This is a genomic window from Streptomyces sp. WAC04114 (assembly GCF_019733245.1).
In the GTDB taxonomy this organism is placed as follows: domain Bacteria; phylum Actinomycetota; class Actinomycetes; order Streptomycetales; family Streptomycetaceae; genus Streptomyces; species Streptomyces massasporeus_A.
In genome coordinates this window covers 1-17,895 of sequence record NZ_JAIGQA010000166.1, presented here as the reverse complement: position 1 = coordinate 17,895, position 17,895 = coordinate 1, and the positions used below count along the sequence as shown (strand labels likewise).

The following is a 17,895-nucleotide window of genomic DNA, read 5'->3' as shown; positions in this document are numbered from 1 at the left end:
TTCCACCCCCGAGGACCCCGACCCATGAGCCCCGCAGACGGCGACCGTGACCCGCAGCGCATCCTGATCGTCGACGACGAGCCGGCCGTACGCGAAGCGCTCCAGCGCAGCCTCGCGTTCGAGGGGTACGGGACCGAGGTCGCCGTGGACGGCGCCGACGCGCTCGACAAGGCGGCGGCCTACCGGCCCGACCTGGTCGTCCTCGACATCCAGATGCCGCGCATGGACGGTCTGACGGCGGCCCGCCGCATCCGCGCCACGGGCGACACCACGCCGATCCTGATGCTCACCGCCCGTGACACGGTCGGCGACCGGGTCACCGGCCTCGACGCGGGCGCCGACGACTACCTGGTCAAGCCCTTCGAACTCGACGAACTCTTCGCCCGCATCCGCGCGCTGCTGCGCCGCAGCTCCTACGCGGCGGCCGTGGGCGCGGGCGACCCGGCCGACGAGGACGCGCTCACCTTCGCCGACCTGCGCATGGACCTCGCGACGCGGGAGGTCACGCGGGGCGGGCGCCAGGTGGAGCTGACCCGCACGGAGTTCACGCTCCTGGAGATGTTCATGGCACACCCGCGCCAGGTCCTCACCCGCGAGCAGATCCTCAAGGCCGTCTGGGGCTTCGACTTCGAGCCGTCGTCGAACTCTCTCGACGTGTACGTGATGTACCTGCGCCGCAAGACCGAGGCGGGCGGCGAGCCGCGCCTCGTCCACACGGTCCGGGGTGTCGGCTACGTCCTGCGGCAGGGCGGCGCGGAGTGAGTCCCCGGACGGTCCTGCGGCGGTTCCGCTCCCTGCCGATCCGCTCCCGGCTGGCCCTGCTCGTGGCGGCGGCGGTGGCGTTCGCCGTGGCGGCGGTCTCGGTGACCTGCTGGTTCATCGTGCAGGGGAAGCTGTACGACGAGATCGACGAGGACCTGAAGTCGTCGGTCGGGCCGCTGCGGTCGGAGGAGGTCCAGGGCCTCACGGAGAACTGCCGCCAGACACCGTCCGACTCCCTGGGCATGGGGTCGCGGCCCAAGAGCTACGGGCAGCTGGTCCGGGTCGACGGCAAGGTGTGCCTCTTCCCGAGCTCCACCGCCCAGGTCCAGGTCGGCGGCGACGACAAGGCCGTGGCCAAGAACCCCGACCCCAACCAGGCCCACATCCGCGACGGCACGGACGACGACGGCAACAAGCTGCGTGTGCTGACCACGGCGGTCGTCGTCAAGGACGGGCCCCTGACGCAGGGCGTCGCCGCCGACTACTCCCTCGTCATCGCGCTGCCGCTCAAGGGGACGCAGTCCACGCTCAACGAGCTGGCCCTGATCCTCCTGCTGGTCTCCGGCGTCGGAGTGCTCGGCGCCGGAGCCGCCGGTCTGGCCGTCGCCCGGGCCGGGCTGCGCCCCGTCGACAAGCTGACCGAGGCCGTCGAGCACGTGGCCCGCACGGAGGACCTGAACATCCGCATCCCCGTGGAGGACGACAGCGAGGACGAGATCGCCCGCCTGTCCCGGTCCTTCAACTCGATGACCTCGGCCCTGGCCAGCTCCCAGGAGCTGCAACAGCAGCTCATCGCGGACGCGGGCCACGAACTGCGCACGCCCCTCACGTCCCTGCGCACCAACATCGAACTCCTCACCCGCAGCGAGGAAACGGGCCGGCCCCTCCCCGAGGCGGACCGCAAGGCGCTGCTCGCGTCGGTGAAGGCGCAGATGACGGAGCTGGCCGCGCTCATCGGAGACCTCCAGGAACTGTCCCGCCCCGACACGGGCCAGCACGGGGGCCGTACGCAGATCGTCGCCTGGCAGAACACGGTCGAGTCGGCGCTGCGGCGGGCGCGGCTGCGGGGCCCGGAGCTGACGATCACGGCACACATCGAGCCCTGGTTCGTCCGCGCGGAACCCTCCGCGCTGGAACGGGCGGTGGTCAACATCCTCGACAACGCGGTGAAGTTCAGCCCGGAGGGCGGCACGATCGAGGTACGCCTGGCCGCGGGCACCCTCACGGTCCGCGACCACGGCCCGGGCATCCCCGCCGACGAACTCCCCCACGTCTTCGACCGCTTCTGGCGCTCCCCGAGCGCACGGGCACTGCCGGGCTCGGGCCTGGGCCTGTCGATCGTGGCGCGTACGGTGCAGCAGGCGGGCGGCGAGGTGTCCCTCTCCCCGGCGGAGGGCGGCGGCACGGTGGCGACGGTACGACTGCCGGGAGCGGCGGTGCCCCCACCGGAGGATCCGCCCCTTCCCTGAGGTCAGGAGTGGGTCGGCCACCCCACATCGAACGAAACTGTCGGGGCCGCCCGCTACTTCTTGACGTACGTGAGGAACGACGCCCAGGGGCCGGCGCCGAACACGAGTATCGGACCGTCGGGCTGTTTGCTGTCACGGACCGGGGCGGTGCCGGGGCAGGTGTCGGCGATCTCGAGGCAGTTGTTGGCTCCACCGTCGCTGTAGGACGACTTTCGCCACACGGCGGTGCTGAGGTCAGGGGCTCGGTTCATTCTCCGCACTCCTCTAGAAGGCGCTTGATGAACGCCGTCGACTCCACGGGAGTCAGCGCCGCGTCCCTGACGCGATCGTAGGACAAACGGAAGCGCAAGACCTTGTGCGCCTCCGTGATCAACTCGCCGAATCCGTTGCCCTCTGTCCAGGCGACTGGATCACCGGCACGCTGCCAGAACAACCAGAGATGAGCGTCCATCAGGTCGTGCACCCGGCCGCGAAGGTCAAGACCTGGATGGCGACGTTCGGCAACTCGGCCGCGTCCAAGAGGTGCGACAACTGCTCGGCCCACACCTTCGCTTCAGGAACGGTCCGCCGAAGAGCCACCTCGTCCAGGATGACACGTACGTCCGGCGCCGACTCACGGTAGAGCAGTTCTTGCCACCCCATCCGCGCAGCCACCTGTTCCTCCACGTCCTCGCTGTTGCCTGCCGTTGTCTGGGCGCCAGACAACCCTGACAACACCGCTCGGGCTCTCGCGTCTCGCCGACGATGTCGAGGCCGCCCAGCTCGCGGCCGCCGAAACCGTCCTCGCGGGCGCCGCAGCCGTCCTGCACGACCCCAAGGCCGGTGAACGCGCCGTGCGTTTCGCGTTGACCCGGGCCGTGGAGTCCCTGGGCGATGTGCTGCGAATCGCCCTGAGCCGCAGTCAGTCGCAGACGCAGACGCGCACCGACACGTGAGGACGGAAACCCCGGCAACCTTTCCGCCCCAGATCCACCCACGACGGGGCCGTCGGGCGTTCAGGAAGACTTCTCCCCGTCCGAGGACGACGACGACATGTCCTCAAGGTTCTTGCGGGCCTTGTCCGAGAGCTGCTTCTTCCCGGCCAGCACGTCGCGGTAGTACTGCGCCCCGCCGACCTTGCCCATCGGGAAGTCCTCCTCGAACTCCTCCGCCTCGTGGTAGGGATCGCCCTGCTTGGTCAGCGCACTGCGCATGGCCTTGCCGGCTCCCGGGAACCTGCGTTCCTCGGACTGGGTCATGATTCCGTAGAGCATGGTGGCGGCTCGCCGTTGCGTCGCGTCCATGCTGGCGAGGATCTCCTCGTCCAGCTCCGCGCCGCTGCGCGCGGCCTGCGCCACCAGCGGCAGGTGCTCGGCGTCGAGGGCCTTGACCAGCTCGTCGTAGGTGGTTCCGAGGCTCTCGCTCCCCGGGTGCTGGTGCTTCACGTTCGACGTGATGTAGGGGCCCGCGCCTCGCCCCTTGTTCACCGTGTAGGCACCGAAGGGGCTGTCGGCCTGCCCGAGGGTGGGCGCCGCCTGACCTCGCTTCTCCGCCCGGGCGTTGGCCCTGCGCAGCCGGCTCAGCCCGTCCATGGGCTTCTCCTCGGCCGGGCCCTCGCCGTTGTCGCCGCCCCGGGGCATGCGCTGCACCGCCACGAAGGCGGCGTTGCCGGCGCTCCCCTGGAGGGACCGGGCCGCGTCCGGGGTCATCCGCCCGGCGGCCGCGAGCCGGGCCGCCTGCGGTTCGGCCTCGTGCGGTCGGAGCGGGGGCCGGTGCGGGTGTCCGTCCCGCGCGTCCGCCTCCGACTCCTGGGACCGGCCCTGCCTACGCATCCGCATCACCCTCATCTCGGTCCGGTACGCCGCCATTGTCCGGGCGACCCGGATCCCGGACAGCGGCCGCGCGGACAGACTTTCGGGCAAGCCGGGCCGCTGGGGAGGCAGGCGCGGGCTGAGCAGCTCGCGGACAGGACCCGGCCAGAGCGACTCCCGGGCAGGGCCCCGCCAGAGCAACTCGCAGACAGGGCCCCGCCTGAGCGACTCGCGACTGGACCGGCCCCCTCAGCGAGTCACCGCCCGACCGTCAGCCCCGACCCCGACACCCGCACCCTGATGCCGTCCTCCTCCACCCGTACGTCCCGCAACCGCACGTCCCCCTGGTCCGGCTCGGGCAGTTCGAACGCCAGGGACAGCCGGTCGGCCAGGACCGGGCGGGTCAGGTCCGACAGGGAGTCGAGCAGGTTGGGGTCCAGGCCCAGACGGCGCATGACCTCGGGGTTGTCCAGGGCCAGGTCGATGAGGTTGAGGCCGGCGGCCTGGCGGGCGAAGCGCGGGGAGCCGGTCAGCTCGGCGAGTTTGCCGTCGTCGGCCAGTGCCTCGCGCACGGTCGCCTCGGGCACGCCCATCCGCTGCACGATGGCCGGGACCGACAGCAGCGCCTTGGCCTTGCGGGTCTCCCGGGCGAGGTCGGCGGTGCCCTTGGGCGTCAGGTGCAGGCCCTCCGAGGCACGGGTGCCGGGCCGGTAGGTGGCCAGGTCGCCGATGTCCAGGCGCATCTTGCCGATCTCGGTGGCGATGCCCCGCTCGCCCTGCCGCTGGATCCGGGCCTCGGCGCGCACCCGCAGGTTGTGCCCGGCGACCGGCAGGGTGCCGTGCGCCCGGACCCGGTCGCGGCCCTCGCCGGTGAACCTCACCTGGGAGGCGCCGAGTTCGCGGTTGAGATCGGCGAAGCTGAGCTGGACGTCCCCGTCGAAGCGGGGGACGTCGGCGCCGCGCACCGAGGTGAGGCCGTCGGCGTTCAGCGTCACGTCGTGGGCCGTGGCCGACACCTTGGCCAGGGAGACCCGGTCTGCGGCGACGTCCGGGACGGTCACCTTCACCGAGTCCAGCCGCTTGTCGGCGAGTTGGGTGAGGAAGGGGAAGCCGCCGATCTCCACCTCGGGCGCCGCGGCCAGGTCGAGGCGGTCCTTGAGGGTGTCGGCGGCCCGGTGCTCGGCGTAGAGCACGGCCCAGCGGTCGCCGAGGGCGGTGAACGAGGCGAGGACGGCCAGGCCGACCACCGCCTTCACCGCGAGCGGCAAGCCAGCGAAACGATTCTTCCTACGCCGCTTGCCGCCGCGGCGGTGGTCCGGCGGGGCCCAGGCGTCCTCGGCGCCCGCGTCGCGTTCCTCCGTGAGGAACTCCTCCAGAGAGGTCTCCTCCAGAGGCCCGTCATCGAGGGCGGCGAGCTCCTCGTACGGGTTCGGTCGGGGATGCGCATCTAGGTGGTGGGGGGTACGCATCGATCCATCCGATCACGCGTACCTCCCCCACCCGCAACCTGAACCCCGGGTATGCGACTTACTTCACGATCGTGATGCGGTCCGCCTTCGGCGGCGCGATCGGGTTCGACGCCGAGGAGTTGGCCGTCAGGTACTGCTCCAGAGCCGTCAGGTCGTCGCTGCCGACCACGTCGTTCGTGCCCTGGCCGAGGGTCGGGAAGCCGTCGCCGCCGCCCGCGAGGAAGCTGTTCGTCGCGACGCGGTAGGTGGCCGCCGGGTCGATGGCCGCACCGTTCAGCCTGATGCTGTCCGTGACCACCCGGTCGGCGCCGGACTTGGTGAGGTCCAGCGTGTAGGTCAGGCCCGACGAGACCTGGAGGACCTTCGGGGCCGCCGCGTTCGGGCCGGACACCTGCTCCTTGAGCGCCTGGATGACCTGCGCGCCCGTGAAGTCCTGGAGGTTCACGGTGTTCGCGAACGGCTGGACCGTGAAGCCCTCGGCGTAGGTGACGACACCGTCGCCCTCACCGGCCTTGGCCGCGTAGGTCAGCGGGGCGCGGATACCGCCCGGGTTCATCAGCGCCAGGTCGGTCTCCGGGTCGAGCTGCTTGCCGTGGGCGAGCTGCGCGTCGGCGATGAGGTCGCCGAGCGGGGACTCGGTGCCGGTGTTGCCGATGTCGCCGGAGATGTAGCCGATCGGCTTGTTGCCGATGGGCGCGGCCAGGGCGTTCCACTTGCTGATCAGCTCGGTCATGTCGGGCGCCTTGGGGACGTCCCGGGTGACCACGCGGTTCGCCGACTTCACGGCCGTACGGGCGATGTCGCCGGTCTTCCGGTCGTAGGTCAGCGTGGTGTCGGTGTAGAGGCGGCCGAAGGACGCGGCCGAGGTGACCATGCGGGGCTTGCCCGCCGGGTCGGCGATGCTGCACACGTACGCGTTGTGGGTGTGGCCGGTGACCAGCGCGTCCACCTGCGGCGTGACGTTCTTGGCGATGTCGACGATCGGGCCGGAGATGCCGTCGCCCGCGCCCGGGGAGTCACAGTCGTAGTTGTACGACGTCGACGCGGGGAAGCCGCCCTCGTGGATGAGCGCGACGATCGACTTCACGCCCTGCTTCTGGAGCACCTTGGCGTACTTGTTGATCGTCTCGGTCTCGTCCTTGAAGGACAGGCCCTTGACGCCCTCGGCGGAGACGATGTCCGGGGTGCCCTCCAGGGTCACTCCGATGAAGCCGACCTTGACGCCGTTCTTCTTCCACACCCAGTAGGGCTTGAGGATCGGCTTCTTGGTCTTCTCGTCGAGGACGTTTGCGGCCAGGTAGGGGAAGTCGGCGCCCTCGAACTTCTCGTCCGCGTAGCAGCCGTCCTTCGGGTGGCAGCCGCCGTTCTGCAGGCGGCCCAGCTCCTTGGCGCCCTCGTCGAACTCGTGGTTGCCGACGGAGGTGACGTCGAGGTCGAGCTTGTTCAGCGCCTCGATGGTCGGCTCGTCGTGGAACAGCCCGGAGATCAGCGGGGAGGCGCCGACCATGTCACCGCCGGCCGCCGTGATGGAGTACTTCTCGCCCTTGCGGGCCTGCCGCAGATGCGTGGCGAGGTACTCGACACCACCGGCGTCGATGGTCTTCGTCGTGCCGTCGTGCTGGTGTTCGGTGACCCGGCCGGACGAGCCCGTCGGCGGCTCCAGGTTGCCGTGCAGGTCGTTGAACGACAGCAGCTGCACGTCCTGGTAGCGGCCGTACCCGCCCTTGCGGTGCTCCTCGCCGGCACTGGCCGAACCCGGCAGCGCGGCGGCGGCCAGCGCGCCGACGGTGACGACACCGGCGGTGAGAGCGACGAAACGGTTCGTACGACGTCTGCTGCGCTCCTGGTGCGCCGACGCCGATGAAGTGGCTGGCATACGCCCCCCTGTGGGTCTGCTGTCGGTTGTGCTCGGACGGTGTTGCCGTCCGGCGCAGCCTAGAGTCAACGCGCGTAGCGCGACAGGTGTTTCGTGGTTACATCTGGGTTGCTTCTTTGCCGCCGATTTGCCGGTGGCGCCCCGTACCCTCGTACGCATGACCAGCGACGACACCGTACGACCGGGACGCCCCCGCTCGATCGAGACCCTGGCCGCGCTCTCCGCGGAGCAGACCGAGGCCGTGCTCGGACTGCTCGACGAGGCGGCCGGGACCGACGGGCAGCAGGCGGTGTCCGAACAGGGCCGGTTGCAGTTGCGCGGCGGGGAGCGGGAGGGCGTGTCCCATCTGCTGCTCACCGCCGGCGGGGAACTTGTCGGTTATGCCCAGCTGGAGGACACGGACCTGGTGGAGCCGCCGGCCGCCGAGCTGGTCGTGCACCCCGGGCACCGCGGGCAGGGGCACGGGCGGGCGCTCGGCTCGGCCCTGCTGGCGGCCTCCGGCAAGCGGCTGCGGGTGTGGGCGCACGGCGGGCATTCCGCCGCCCGGCATCTCGCGCAGGTCCTCGGCCTGACCCTCTTCCGTGAACTGCGCCAGATGCGGCGGCCGTTGGCCGACTTCGACGCACCCGAGCCGGTGCTCCCCGAGGGCGTCACGGTCCGCACCTTCGTCCCCGGCAAGGACGACGCGGCCTGGCTCGCGGTGAACGCCGCCGCCTTCGCCCACCACCCCGAGCAGGGCTCCCTCACCCAGCGCGACCTCGACGACCGCAAGGCCGAGCCGTGGTTCGACCCCGAGGGCTTCTTCCTCGCCTTCCGCGGCGACGAACTCGTGGGCTTCCACTGGACCAAGGTGCACGCCGAGGAGGGCCTGGGCGAGGTCTACGTCCTCGGTGTCGGCCCCGGCGCGCAGGGCGGCGGCCTCGGCAAGTCCCTGACCACGATCGGGCTGCGGCACCTGGCGGAGCGGGGTCTGCCGACGGCGATGCTGTACGTCGACGCCGACAACAAGGCGGCGGTGTCGGTGTACGAGCGGCTGGGGTTCACCACGCACGAGGTGGACCTGATGTACCGGACGGAGACGTGAGTTCTCCCACGGTGCCGGGCCTGTGTGTCCGCCCGGCCGCCGCATCCGACCTCGCCGCCCTGGTCCGCCTCCGCGACGACGCCGCCCGCTGGATGCTGGCCCGGGGCATCACCGGGCAGTGGCGGCCGGGGGAGCTGGACGAGGAGCACTTCCGCCGGGTCATGGCGCACGGCGAGGTCTGGCTGGCGGAGACCGGGGGGCGCCTGGCCGGTGCCTGGGAGCTGTGGTGGGAGGACGAGGACGCCTGGGGCCCGCAGCCGCCGGTGGCCGGGTACGTGCACCGGCTGATGGTGGACCGGGCCGCCGCCGCGCCGGGGACGGGGCGGGTGCTGCTGGCGGCCGCGGAGCGCCGCGTGGCCGAGGCGGGGCGGGCCTGGATGCGGCTGGACTGCCTGGCGGGCAACGTGCAGCTCAACGCCTATTACGTGGAAGCGGGTTACCGGGTCGTGGGCCGCAAGGAGGGCAAGCCGCAGCCGGGTGGGCCGCCCAAGTCCTTCACGCTGCTGGAGAAGCGGGTCGGGTAGGGCCCTTCTGCCCTTCGAGGGGCTGCCTTTCGAGGGGCTGCCTTTCGGGGACTCGTCGCGGGGGTTCCGCCCAGGACGGCCGCCAGAGCTCGCCCTCCGGCGGTCGCGGCCGGGTGGCCACCAGGTAGTCGTGGAGTGCCGTGAGGCCGGGGTGCGGGTCGTCCGCGCGCCGGAGCAGCGAGTGCGGGTAGACCGGGACCGGGTCCACGAGCGGGACGAGCCGCAGGTCGTGGGCGACCGGCCAGACGTGCGGGGTCCGTTCGCTGAGGAAGGTCGCCACGGTCGGGGAGTCCGCGATCGTGTCCAGGAGCGCTTCGAGGCCGAAGTTCGGCCCGATGGTGTCGATGACCGGCCCGAAGGCCGCGGCGAGTTCCTCGTAGTAGGCGTGCCATTCGGTTCCGGGCACGTTGCCCGGCATCCAGATGCGGTGTCCGGCGAGCTGTGCGGTCGTCACCGAGCGGGCCCGGGCGAACGGGTGGCCCGGGCCGACGCAGAGCTGGAGCGGCTCGTCGAGGACCGGGGTGGCCGTGATGCCGTCGGGGAGCCGCTGCCCGGGCATGGTGACGGCACGGAAGGTGGCGTCGACGGCCCCGTCCCGCAGGGCCGTCACGGCGGTCTCCACGTCGAACAGCGTGACGACGTCCAGCGCGATCCCCGGGTGCGCCCGGTGGAAGTGCTGCACCAAGCCGCCGGTGGCGGCCCGGCGCCCGACGACGTCGACGCGCAGCGCCCGGTCCCCGGGCCGCACGGCGGCCGTCGCCCGGTCCTCGGCCCGGAGCAGGACCCGGGCGTGCGGCAGCAGGGCCTGTCCGTCGATGGTGAGTTCAGCGCCCCTCGGCGTGCGGACCAGCAGCCGCACGCCGAGGTCCTTCTCCAGCGCGGCGATCCGCTTGGACACGGCCTGCTGGGTGAGAGCCAGGTCCACGGCGGCCTTCTGGAACTGCCCGGAGTCGGCGATCGCGACGAAGGCGCGTACGGCTTTGAGGTCCACGAGGGGCAGCCTAGCCACACACCATGTGGTTGTCGGGCGGCCCGGAAATGTCCGGCTCTTCAGGCAGAGCGCGATCCGGTGCACAACCACGGGATGTGCACCGGACCCCGCTAGAGGCGGACCCGCCGCCGCAGCGGCTCCACCGCGCACACCGCGCCCAGGACCACGGCCCCGGCCAGCACCACGCCCCACCGGTCGTGGGACGCGGCCCACCGCGCGTCCTGAACGGCCACGAACAGCGCCCAGCGCCCGGGCCAGAACAGCATCGCCAGGACGGCCGTGGTCAGCAGGCCGACCGCGACCGGCAGTCCGGGCCGGGCGACCTCGCTGAAGCGCACGGCGGCCGCCGCGCCGGTCACCGCCAGGACGCAGGCGGCCCCGGCTTCGAGGGTGAGGTCGCCGACCGGGGGCCGTACGTCCGGCGGCACGAGCAGCAGGGCCACCGTCCACCAGGCCGCCGCGGCCGGGGCGGCCAGGGCGACGCGCAGGGCGGTCCGGACCGGGCGCGGGATCGGCACGGCGGCGGTGGTGTGCCGGGCCGGATCGTCCAGGAGGAACGCCAGACCCACCGCGAAGGCGAGGATCGCGGCCCGCAGCAGATACAGGGAGAGCCGTTCCGCGTTCTCGCCGGTCCGGGTCAGCGCGGCGAGCAGCAGTCCGGCCGCCCCGGCCGCGCCGACCGCTCCCCACGGCAGTGTCCGGTGGACGGGGAGCACCAGGTGCCGGGTCAGGAGCACTTGTCCTCCCCGTCGGGCTCGGGCAGGTCCAGCAGCTCGGCGGCCCGGGCGGCGGTGATCTTCGGCGCGGTCAGTTCGCGCCAGCGGTCCTTGACCCGTGCGGCGGCCTCGCCCCGGGGCAGGTCGAGCAGGGCGCGCAGCACCTCGGTCTGGGCCACGGTCATGGACAGCCCGTCCGTGGGCTGCAGCACCATGGCGGAGCCGGTGATGCTGTCGTCGAGCCGGACGCGGCGCAGCGCGTCGAGCGGGTCCGGCTCCCAGCCCACGGCCAGCCACATGAGGGGGACGATGCGGGCGTCGCAGATCGAGGTCGCCGCCTTCTCGTCGCCCGCGATCAGCACACCGGCCACGGCGGCGGAGAACTCGGGGACGCGGTTGCCGCCCCACTGGGTGCCCACCGTCACCTCGTGCGGACGCTCCAGCGGCGTCAGCGCGCCGTCGCCGGAGAGGCCGTAGCGCGCCTCGACCCGCTGCCGTACGACGACCTTCTGCTCGTGGGCGGCGCCCCCGGCCAGGGAGCGGACCCGGTCCACCACCGTGGCCCAGTCGGCGACCCAGGGCCCCCACTCGGGGAACGCGCAGTAGGTGGAGCCGTCCCGGCGGACGCAGGACTGCGTCTGCTCGGGGTGCACGGTGGCGCGTTCGCGTGCCGTGACCAGCTGGGGGGAGTCGCCGCCCGACTGGGCCACCGCGCCGACCAGCGTCATGGCGAGCGCTGCGGCGGTACCGGCCAGGACGGCCGGCTTGCGGCCACCGGCGACCAGGATCGCCACCAGGCCCAGGAGCAGGGCCAGTCCGGCGAGGTACAGGGCGTGCCAGCCGGCGGGCCGGCCCATCAGGTCGGAGGGCAGCGTGTTGCTCGTGAACTCGCCGACGGCCGGCAGCAGCCAGCGGCTCGCGTCGTCGCTCGTGCCCCAGAAGGCGAACAGGAAGAGCCCGAACACGACCAGCAGCGGGGCTGCGAGGACCGACCTCACCAGCCCGGCCATGAGCAGCCCGGCCAGTCCGAACAGCAGCACCGTCAGCGGCCCGACGAGCAGTTCGCCCACCGACCCCTGCCCGATCGCCCCGGGCCGCAGCGCCTCCCGGCCGAACTGCCCGGCCACGCACACGGCGGTGACCAGGGCCGCGGCCACGACCGACAGGGCGTGGGCGACCGTGCGGCACCACTGCGGAAGCAGCAGCACCGCGAAGTGCCGCTCCGTGCCATGCCGTCGGGAGCGCAGGGCGGCCTGGTTGACGGACACCAGGACCGCGAGGCCGACCAGCATCGGGGCGTCCTGGGTGGCGCGGTCCGCGTCCTGGAGGGCCGGGAAGTCGCCCCAGGCCTTGTCGGCGCGCCACACGGTCCAGCCGACGTACACGGCGAAGGCGAGCAGCACCGGAATCCGGGTCAGCAGCCGACGGGACTCGAACACGGCCAGGGCGAGCACGGCCTGGAAGGACCCGCCGGGCTCGTTCCGTGTCCCGGGAGCGAGCGGCTTCTCCACGACCGTGGTCATGCCGCCACCTCCGCTCCGGCGTCGTCGAGCGTGAGCAGGTAGCCGTCCTCCAGGGTGGGTTCGAGCAGTTCGGCGCCGGAGGGCGGGTCCCCCACGTTGCGGAAGGAGCCGGTGCCGGTGCGCCAGCCCGCCTTCGCGCCCGGGTCCCGCTCGGTGCTGGTCCACACACGCCCGGCGGCCCGCGCCGTCAGCTCGGCGGGAGTGCCCTCGAAGCGCACCCGGCCCCCGGCCATGACGATCACGCGGTGGCAGAGCATCGCCACGTCCTCCGTCTGGTGGGTGGACAGCAGCACCGTCCGCCCCTCCCCCGCTCGGGCGATCAACTCCCGGAAGCGCATGCGCTGTTCGGGGTCCAGTCCCACGGTCGGCTCGTCGAGGACCAGGAACCCGGGCTCGCCGACCAGGGCGGCCCCCAGGGCGACGCGCTGCCGCATCCCGCCGGACAGCTTGCGGATCCGCTTGCCCCGCACGTCGGCCAGGCCGACCTCGTCGAGCACCCGCCGCACCTCCCGGTGCCGGGTGCCCCGGTCGGTCATCTCCTTCAGGATCGCCACGTAGTCGACGAACTCGAAGGCGGTGAAGTCCGGGTGGAAGCCCGGCGTCTGCGGCAGGTAGCCGAGCCGGCGCCGCACCTCCTGCCGGCCGCAGGCGGTGCCCGGGTCGTGCCCGAGGACGGTGAAGTCCCCCCGGTCGGCGGGCAGGGCCGTGGCGAGCACCCGCAGCAGCGTGGTCTTGCCCGCGCCGTTGGGGCCGAGCAGCCCGGTGACGCCGGTGGTCAGCCGCAGCGACACCTCGTCGAGGGCCCGGGTGCCGCCGTAGCGGAGGCTCAGCCCGGAGGCGGACACGGTCGGGGTCATACGGCACGTCCCTGGAAGAGGTCGAATCGGTCACGGAGCAGGAACAGCAGCCCGGCGGCGAGCGCGGCGACCACCGCCGCCACGCCCTGCCCGGCCGGGGTGAAAGGCGCGAGCGGCACGTCGGCGCCCGTCCGCAGCGCGTCGGCGGTCAGCAGCAGCCCGACCCACGCCCCGCCGACCAGGGACGGTGCGAGCACCGGCCCCAGCCGGGGCGTCAGCGCGAGTCCGGTCGCGGTGAGCGCCAGCGCGGGCAGCAGCCAGGCCAGGCCGCGCAGGCCGTAGGCGGGCAGGGCGAGGGTCGCCAGCCCGTTCAGCCCCAGCGCCACACCCAGCACGGCCACCGTCCGGATCATCAGCAGCCGGAACCCGTGCATCGGCGCGACGACGGCCATCTCGTACGTCGGGTCCAGCGCGGGTCCGTACGACAACGCCACCCCCGCCAGCGGCAGCAGCGGCGCGAGGGCCAGGAACAGCGTGGGGAACTCCCCGCCGCGCACGCTGTGCCCGGCCCCTACGCTCAGGAGCAGCACGAGAACGACGGCCCCGAGCCAGGAACCCCGCAGCACAGGCGTCGCAGCCAGCAGCCGCGCGGTGTGCCCGGCCACCCCGATCCGCACCAGCAGCCGCTCCAGGAGCCCCGTCCGGGGTGCGTCCAGCTCGGCGTCGAGCCGGTCCCACCCGGCGTCGAGGACGACCGGGTCGCTGACCTCGGCCAGTGCCCCGCGGCAGCGGGCGCAGGAGGTCAGATGCGCGTCGGCGGACCAGAGCAGCGGGGCCGCCAACTCCCCTCGCGCGTAGGCGCGCAGATCCTCCTCGGACACGTGCCAGCTCATGCCAACGCCTCCCGCAACTGCTTGCGGGCCCGCATGGCCCGCGTCTTGACCGTCCCCGGCGGAATCCCGAGCAGCACGGCCGCCTCACGGGTCGTCAGCCCGTCGATGACGGTCGCCTGCAGCACCGCCCGCAGCTCCGGCGACAGCCGGACCAGGGCCCCGGCGAGGTCTCCGTGCTCCACCCCCGCGAGCACGCGTTCCTCCGCCGACACCTCGTCCCGGTGCCGCAACCGCGCCAGGGCCTGCCGCAGCCGCCCGCGCGCCCCGTCGCCCCGCAGCGCGTCCACCAGCCGCCGCGAACCGATGCGCCACAGCCACCCGGCCGCGTCGCCGTCCTCCCGGTAGCGGGCCTTGCCCCGCCACACCGCGAGGAACGTCTCCTGCACGACGTCGTCGACGACCCCGAGGTCGGCGCACCGCCCGCGCAACCGGGCCCGGAGCCAAGGCGCGTAGCGCCGGTACAGCTCCTCGAAGGCGCGCCGGTCGGCGTCCGCGGCGATGGCCCGCAGCAGCTCCCCGTCGCTTCTCGTATCGCTCACGTCTCCTCATCGGACGGCCCGGGTCGAACGGTTCACGAAAGCACGGTTGACTTTCGCCCCCCCTTCCACCACCCTTTCACTACTCAATTAGTGAAAGGGTGGTTCAGGCAGTGGTCGAGTACCGCATCGACCGGCGCAGCGGTGTGGCCACCTACGTCCAGATCGTCCAGCAGACCAAACAGGCCCTGCGCCTGGGCCTGCTGGAGCCGGGCGACCGGCTCCCCACCGCCCGCGAGGTCGTGGAGGCCACCGCCATCAACCCGAACACGGTCCTCAAGGCTTACCGGGAGCTGGAGCGCGAGGGCCTGGTCGAGGCCCGCCGGGGACTGGGCACGTTCGTCCGCAAGTCCCTGAGCACCGCCCCGGCCGACTCCCCGCTCCGCGCGGAACTTCACGCCTGGGCGGTCCGGGCCCGCGAGGCCGGTCTGGAGCGCGAGGACGTGGCCGCTCTCTTCACCTCCGTACTCGACACGCACTTCGCAGAATCCAAGGGGGACGCATGACCGACACCGCCATCGAGGCGGCGGGGCTGGGCAGGAGGTTCCGGCGGCGCCGCGGACCGGCCCTGGACGGCTGCGCCTTCCGGCTCCCCGCGGGCAGCGTCTGCGCCGTCACCGGCCCGAACGGCGCCGGCAAGTCCACCCTGCTCGCCCTCGCGGCCGGACTGCTCCGCCCCACCGAGGGCACGATCACCGTGCTCGGCACCACCCCGGCCGCGGCCCGCGAACGGCTCGCCCACGTCGCCCAGAACAAGCCGCTGCACCCCCACCTCACCGTCGCCGACACCCTGCGACTGGGCCGCGACCTCAACCCCCGCCGCTGGGACGCCCGGGCCGCCGAGCGGATCGTCGCCGAGGGCGACCTCGACCCGGGCACGAAGATCCGCGCGCTCTCCGGCGGCCAGCGCACCCGCGTCGCGCTCGCCCTCGCCCTCGGCAAGCGCCCCGAACTGCTGCTCCTGGACGAGCCGATGGCCGACCTCGACCCACTCGCCCGGCACCAGCTGACGGCCACGCTGATGGCCGACGCCGCCGACCGCGGCACCACGGTTGTCATGTCCTCGCATGTCGTGGCGGAGCTGGAGGGCTCCTGCGACCACCTGCTGCTGCTCGGCTCGGGCCGCGTCCGGCTCGCCGGGCCGCTGGACGACCTGCTCGCCGCGCACACCCTGGTCACGGGCCGGGCGGGCGACGCCCTGGACCCGCACACCGTGGTCGAGTCCCGCACCACCGGCCGCCAACTGACCGCCCTGGTCCGGCCCTCGGGCCCCCTCGGCGACGCACTCCAGGGCGACCGGCCTTCCCTGGAGGAGGTCGTCCTGGCCCACTTGCGCTCGCCGGACGCCCCACCGCTGCGGCTCGATGCGCAGGGGGTCGCCGTATGACCGCCGTGACGGGCCGGGCACCCGTCGCCGCCCTCCGGTCCCGGGGGCCGCGCGGCCTGTTCCTCGCCATGATGCGGGTGCACCGCTCGGCGCTGCTGTTCTGGATCGGGCTGGTGGCGCTGGGCTGCGTGGCACTGCTCTGGGCACTCGGCCCGGGCGCGGATGCCGCGTGGGCCGAGCACCGGGCCATGGGCTGCCACAGCGGCATTCCGAACCTGGGCTGTGATCTGCCCGGGCCCGCGATGCTCCGGTACGAGACGGTCGCCACGCTCGCCAACGGTCTCCTCGCCCTGCTGCCGGTCCTCACCGCGGCCTGGGCGGGCGGTGCGCTCATCGGACGCGAACTGGAGGACGGCACCGCCCAGCTGGCCTGGACCCAGTCGGTCACCCCGGCCCGCTGGCTCGCCGCCAAGCTGGCCGTCCCGGCACTGCTGCTGGTGCCGGGCACCCTCGCGGTAACCCTGCTGCACCGCGCTCTGTGGTCCTCGCACAGCGATCTGGCCCGCGCCATGGGCTGGCGCGAATGGCACGACGACAGCATCTTCGAGGCCAACGGCACCCTCGCCACCGTCCACCCCCTGACCGCCCTGGCCCTCGGCGTTCTGGCGGGCGTGCTCCTGCGCCGCGCGCTGCCCGCCCTCGGCGTCGCCGTCCTGGCCGTGTCGTTCATGATCTGGGAACTCGACAAGCTGCGCCCGCACCTGTGGCCCACCCCGCCCGGGACGCCCTCTCTCATGCACAAGCACCCGTCGTCCCACTTCTGGCCCCTCCAGCTCGTCGAGACCGGCATCGTGCTGGCCGTCGCCGCCCTGGCGACCGCGACCGCGTTCCTCGTCCTGCGCCGCCGCACAGGAGCCGCCGTATGACCGCCCTCACCACGGCCGCCACCCCTGCGGCCCGGTCGGGCGGCCTGCTCCGGGCCGTCGGCAGGACGCACCGCGCCGCCCTCGTCCTGTCCCTGCTGGCCCTGGCAGTCGCCGCGGTCGCGCTGGTCTGGCTGCACTCCCTCGGCGACGAGGCCCGGGCGGGCGTGAGCGCCTGCGCCACACCCCCCACCGACGGGCTCCCCTCCTGCGCGGCGGTCGACGCGATCACCGCCGACGGGACCTACCGGGACGGCATGTCCGCACTCGCGACCGCCCTGTCCTGGCTGATGTTCCCCGTGGCCGCCTGGGCGGGCGGCGCCCTGATCGGCCGCGAGCTGGAGAACGGCACCGCCCAGCTGGCCTGGACCCAGTCGGTCACCCCGGTCCGCTGGCTGGCCGTGAGACTGGCCGCCCCGGCCGCCCTGCTCACCGCCGGCACCGGCGGGCTCCTCCTGCTGAACGACTGGGCCCGCGGGGACGGCAACCCCAACCTGGTCGGCGACTGGTACTACCCGGACGTGTTCGTCTCGACGGGCCCGGTGGCCGTGGCATACGCCCTGGCCGGTCTGGCCCTCGGCGCGCTGGCCGGACTCGTGTGGCGCCGCGCCCTGCCCGCCACGGGCGTGGCCCTCGCCGCCTCCCTGCTCCTTCACGGCGTCCTGGAGCGCTACCGGGAGAACCTCTGGCCGGCCGTCACCCGCACCGAGGCCGGCAGCTTCGAACTGCCCCGTTCGGCACTCCAGGTCGCCTGGGCCGACTCTCCCGTGAACGGCGTCCCGCTCACCCGCGCGACCTTCCACCCCGCGTCACACTTCTGGCCGCTCCAGTACGTGGAAACCGGCCTCCTGCTGGCCGTGGCCGCAACCGCGACGGCCGCCGCCTTCCTCCTCCTGGCCCGCCGCCTCCCCTGAACCCGGGTCCGCGCGTCCTTCCACGGGGGGATGGACGCGCGGCCCGCCCTTTGGGGACACTCCGGGGCGACGGCCCTTCCGGGGACACCCCGGGCGTACGGTCCGTACCTCTCACGCGCAGACCGCCGTGTCGCCGAGCGCCGTCCACAGCCTGTGGGCAACCGCCCCGGCCCTCCCCCCGTTATGTTCTTCGCGGTCCTGCAAGAGGGCCGCTGGCCTCCGGGCCCGGCATGACTGTTCCCCCCTGTCGAACCGATGACCTGGGGGGTGGTGTCACCGGGCCCGAGAGGCGCCGTTGGAG

At 73.1% G+C, this 17,895-nt stretch carries 19 protein-coding genes and 1 pseudogene; 9 read left to right on the top strand and 11 right to left on the bottom strand.

The window, feature by feature from the left end; all coding sequences use genetic code 11:
* The first annotated feature begins 24 nt into the window (after positions 1–24).
* A complete protein-coding gene (locus K4G64_RS31215) occupies positions 25–762 on the top strand; it encodes a response regulator transcription factor (protein WP_221759296.1) in 738 nt (245 codons plus the stop codon).
* Positions 759–2,231 (top strand): cell wall metabolism sensor histidine kinase WalK, encoded by a 1,473-nt coding sequence (locus K4G64_RS31210; protein ID WP_221759295.1) that lies wholly within the window; start codon positions 759–761, stop codon positions 2,229–2,231. Before K4G64_RS31215 ends, K4G64_RS31210 begins: the two co-directional genes overlap by 4 nt.
* A 53-nt stretch (positions 2,232–2,284) precedes the next feature.
* On the opposite strand, the gene K4G64_RS31205 is transcribed toward K4G64_RS31210, so the two are convergent.
* Complete coding sequence (locus K4G64_RS31205; RefSeq protein ID WP_221759294.1) at positions 2,285–2,482, bottom strand: DUF397 domain-containing protein; 198 nt, start codon at positions 2,480–2,482, stop codon at positions 2,285–2,287.
* Positions 2,479–2,897, bottom strand: a pseudogene (locus K4G64_RS31200) (DUF5753 domain-containing protein). The gene K4G64_RS31205 and the pseudogene K4G64_RS31200 overlap by 4 nt, the downstream one beginning before the upstream one ends.
* Positions 2,898–2,917: 20 nt before the next feature.
* Between K4G64_RS31200 and K4G64_RS31195 the strand changes: the two are divergent.
* Positions 2,918–3,166: a hypothetical protein gene (locus K4G64_RS31195; protein ID WP_260461219.1), complete on the top strand. Its 249-nt coding sequence runs from the start codon at positions 2,918–2,920 to the stop codon at positions 3,164–3,166.
* Positions 3,167–3,226: 60 nt separating this feature from the next.
* Here K4G64_RS31195 and K4G64_RS31190 read toward each other — a convergent pair whose 3' ends face one another.
* From K4G64_RS31190 to K4G64_RS31180, 3 genes are all read right to left on the bottom strand, one after another.
* Positions 3,227–4,042: a hypothetical protein gene (locus K4G64_RS31190; RefSeq protein ID WP_221759293.1), complete on the bottom strand. Its 816-nt coding sequence runs from the start codon at positions 4,040–4,042 to the stop codon at positions 3,227–3,229.
* Between the two features lie 236 nt (positions 4,043–4,278).
* Positions 4,279–5,490, bottom strand: a complete 1,212-nt coding sequence (locus K4G64_RS31185; RefSeq protein WP_221759292.1) for a DUF2993 domain-containing protein — start codon at positions 5,488–5,490, stop codon at positions 4,279–4,281.
* A gap of 58 nt (positions 5,491–5,548) precedes the next feature.
* Positions 5,549–7,366 carry a bifunctional UDP-sugar hydrolase/5'-nucleotidase gene (locus tag K4G64_RS31180; RefSeq protein ID WP_221759291.1) on the bottom strand — a complete coding sequence of 606 codons (1,818 nt, stop codon included), beginning with the start codon at positions 7,364–7,366 and terminating at the stop codon, positions 5,549–5,551.
* Positions 7,367–7,523: 157 nt separating this feature from the next.
* Between K4G64_RS31180 and mshD the strand changes: the two genes are divergently transcribed.
* Together mshD and K4G64_RS31170 are read left to right on the top strand one after the other, a co-directional pair.
* A complete protein-coding gene (gene mshD / locus K4G64_RS31175) occupies positions 7,524–8,450 on the top strand; it encodes a mycothiol synthase (RefSeq protein ID WP_221759290.1) in 927 nt (308 codons plus the stop codon).
* Positions 8,447–8,974, top strand: coding sequence for a GNAT family N-acetyltransferase (locus K4G64_RS31170; RefSeq protein ID WP_308122542.1), 528 nt, complete (start codon positions 8,447–8,449; stop codon positions 8,972–8,974). The genes mshD and K4G64_RS31170 overlap by 4 nt, the downstream gene beginning before the upstream one ends.
* Here the strand turns inward: K4G64_RS31170 and K4G64_RS31165 are convergent.
* From K4G64_RS31165 to K4G64_RS31140, 6 genes are all read right to left on the bottom strand, one after another.
* Positions 8,946–9,965, bottom strand: a complete 1,020-nt coding sequence (locus tag K4G64_RS31165) for a LysR family transcriptional regulator (protein ID WP_221759289.1) — start codon at positions 9,963–9,965, stop codon at positions 8,946–8,948. The genes K4G64_RS31170 and K4G64_RS31165 overlap by 29 nt on opposite strands.
* Positions 9,966–10,075: 110 nt before the next feature.
* Positions 10,076–10,702: an ABC transporter gene (locus tag K4G64_RS31160; RefSeq protein WP_308122541.1), complete on the bottom strand. Its 627-nt coding sequence runs from the start codon at positions 10,700–10,702 to the stop codon at positions 10,076–10,078.
* Positions 10,693–12,204 carry an ABC transporter permease gene (locus K4G64_RS31155; protein ID WP_221759288.1) on the bottom strand — a complete coding sequence of 504 codons (1,512 nt, stop codon included), beginning with the start codon at positions 12,202–12,204 and terminating at the stop codon, positions 10,693–10,695. The genes K4G64_RS31160 and K4G64_RS31155 overlap by 10 nt, the downstream gene beginning before the upstream one ends.
* Positions 12,201–13,061 carry an ABC transporter ATP-binding protein gene (locus K4G64_RS31150; RefSeq protein ID WP_221759287.1) on the bottom strand — a complete coding sequence of 287 codons (861 nt, stop codon included), beginning with the start codon at positions 13,059–13,061 and terminating at the stop codon, positions 12,201–12,203. Before K4G64_RS31150 ends, K4G64_RS31155 begins: the two co-directional genes overlap by 4 nt.
* A complete protein-coding gene (locus K4G64_RS31145; protein WP_221759286.1) occupies positions 13,058–13,894 on the bottom strand; it encodes a zf-HC2 domain-containing protein in 837 nt (278 codons plus the stop codon). The genes K4G64_RS31150 and K4G64_RS31145 overlap by 4 nt, the downstream gene beginning before the upstream one ends.
* Entirely contained in the window at positions 13,891–14,433 is a 543-nt protein-coding gene (locus K4G64_RS31140; protein WP_221759285.1) for an RNA polymerase sigma factor, read from the bottom strand. Before K4G64_RS31140 ends, K4G64_RS31145 begins: the two co-directional genes overlap by 4 nt.
* A gap of 110 nt (positions 14,434–14,543) precedes the next feature.
* Here K4G64_RS31140 and K4G64_RS31135 point away from each other — a divergent pair, with 110 nt between their 5' ends.
* Genes K4G64_RS31135 through K4G64_RS31120 form a run of 4 tightly spaced genes read left to right on the top strand, consistent with a single transcriptional unit; the run spans position 14,544 to position 17,594 of the window.
* Complete coding sequence (locus K4G64_RS31135; RefSeq protein WP_221759297.1) at positions 14,544–14,936, top strand: GntR family transcriptional regulator; 393 nt, start codon at positions 14,544–14,546, stop codon at positions 14,934–14,936.
* Positions 14,933–15,817, top strand: a complete 885-nt coding sequence (locus tag K4G64_RS31130; RefSeq protein ID WP_221759284.1) for an ABC transporter ATP-binding protein — start codon at positions 14,933–14,935, stop codon at positions 15,815–15,817. Before K4G64_RS31135 ends, K4G64_RS31130 begins: the two co-directional genes overlap by 4 nt.
* Complete coding sequence (locus K4G64_RS31125) at positions 15,814–16,683, top strand: ABC transporter permease (RefSeq protein WP_221759283.1); 870 nt, start codon at positions 15,814–15,816, stop codon at positions 16,681–16,683. Before K4G64_RS31130 ends, K4G64_RS31125 begins: the two co-directional genes overlap by 4 nt.
* On the top strand, positions 16,680–17,594 hold the full coding sequence (locus tag K4G64_RS31120; protein WP_221759282.1) for a hypothetical protein: 915 nt from the start codon (positions 16,680–16,682) through the stop codon (positions 17,592–17,594). Before K4G64_RS31125 ends, K4G64_RS31120 begins: the two co-directional genes overlap by 4 nt.
* Positions 17,595–17,895: the final 301 nt, after the last annotated feature.

Excerpts from the sequence above, each read along its gene's own strand:
- K4G64_RS31205 (WP_221759294.1), bottom strand. The coding sequence starts at position 2,482 with ATGAACCGAGCCCCTGACCTCAGCACCGCCGTGTGGCGAAAGTCGTCC.
- K4G64_RS31155 (WP_221759288.1), bottom strand. The coding sequence starts at position 12,204 with ATGACCACGGTCGTGGAGAAGCCGCTCGCTCCCGGGACACGGAACGAG.
- K4G64_RS31215 (WP_221759296.1), top strand. The coding sequence starts at position 25 with ATGAGCCCCGCAGACGGCGACCGTGACCCGCAGCGCATCCTGATCGTC.
- mshD (WP_221759290.1), top strand. The coding sequence starts at position 7,524 with ATGACCAGCGACGACACCGTACGACCGGGACGCCCCCGCTCGATCGAG.
- K4G64_RS31180 (WP_221759291.1), bottom strand. The coding sequence starts at position 7,366 with ATGCCAGCCACTTCATCGGCGTCGGCGCACCAGGAGCGCAGCAGACGT.
- K4G64_RS31185 (WP_221759292.1), bottom strand. The coding sequence starts at position 5,490 with ATGCGTACCCCCCACCACCTAGATGCGCATCCCCGACCGAACCCGTAC.
- K4G64_RS31190 (WP_221759293.1), bottom strand. The coding sequence starts at position 4,042 with ATGCGTAGGCAGGGCCGGTCCCAGGAGTCGGAGGCGGACGCGCGGGAC.
- K4G64_RS31145 (WP_221759286.1), bottom strand. The coding sequence starts at position 13,894 with ATGAGCTGGCACGTGTCCGAGGAGGATCTGCGCGCCTACGCGCGAGGG.
- K4G64_RS31125 (WP_221759283.1), top strand. The coding sequence starts at position 15,814 with ATGACCGCCGTGACGGGCCGGGCACCCGTCGCCGCCCTCCGGTCCCGG.
- K4G64_RS31130 (WP_221759284.1), top strand. The coding sequence starts at position 14,933 with ATGACCGACACCGCCATCGAGGCGGCGGGGCTGGGCAGGAGGTTCCGG.
- K4G64_RS31120 (WP_221759282.1), top strand. The coding sequence starts at position 16,680 with ATGACCGCCCTCACCACGGCCGCCACCCCTGCGGCCCGGTCGGGCGGC.
- K4G64_RS31150 (WP_221759287.1), bottom strand. The coding sequence starts at position 13,061 with ATGACCCCGACCGTGTCCGCCTCCGGGCTGAGCCTCCGCTACGGCGGC.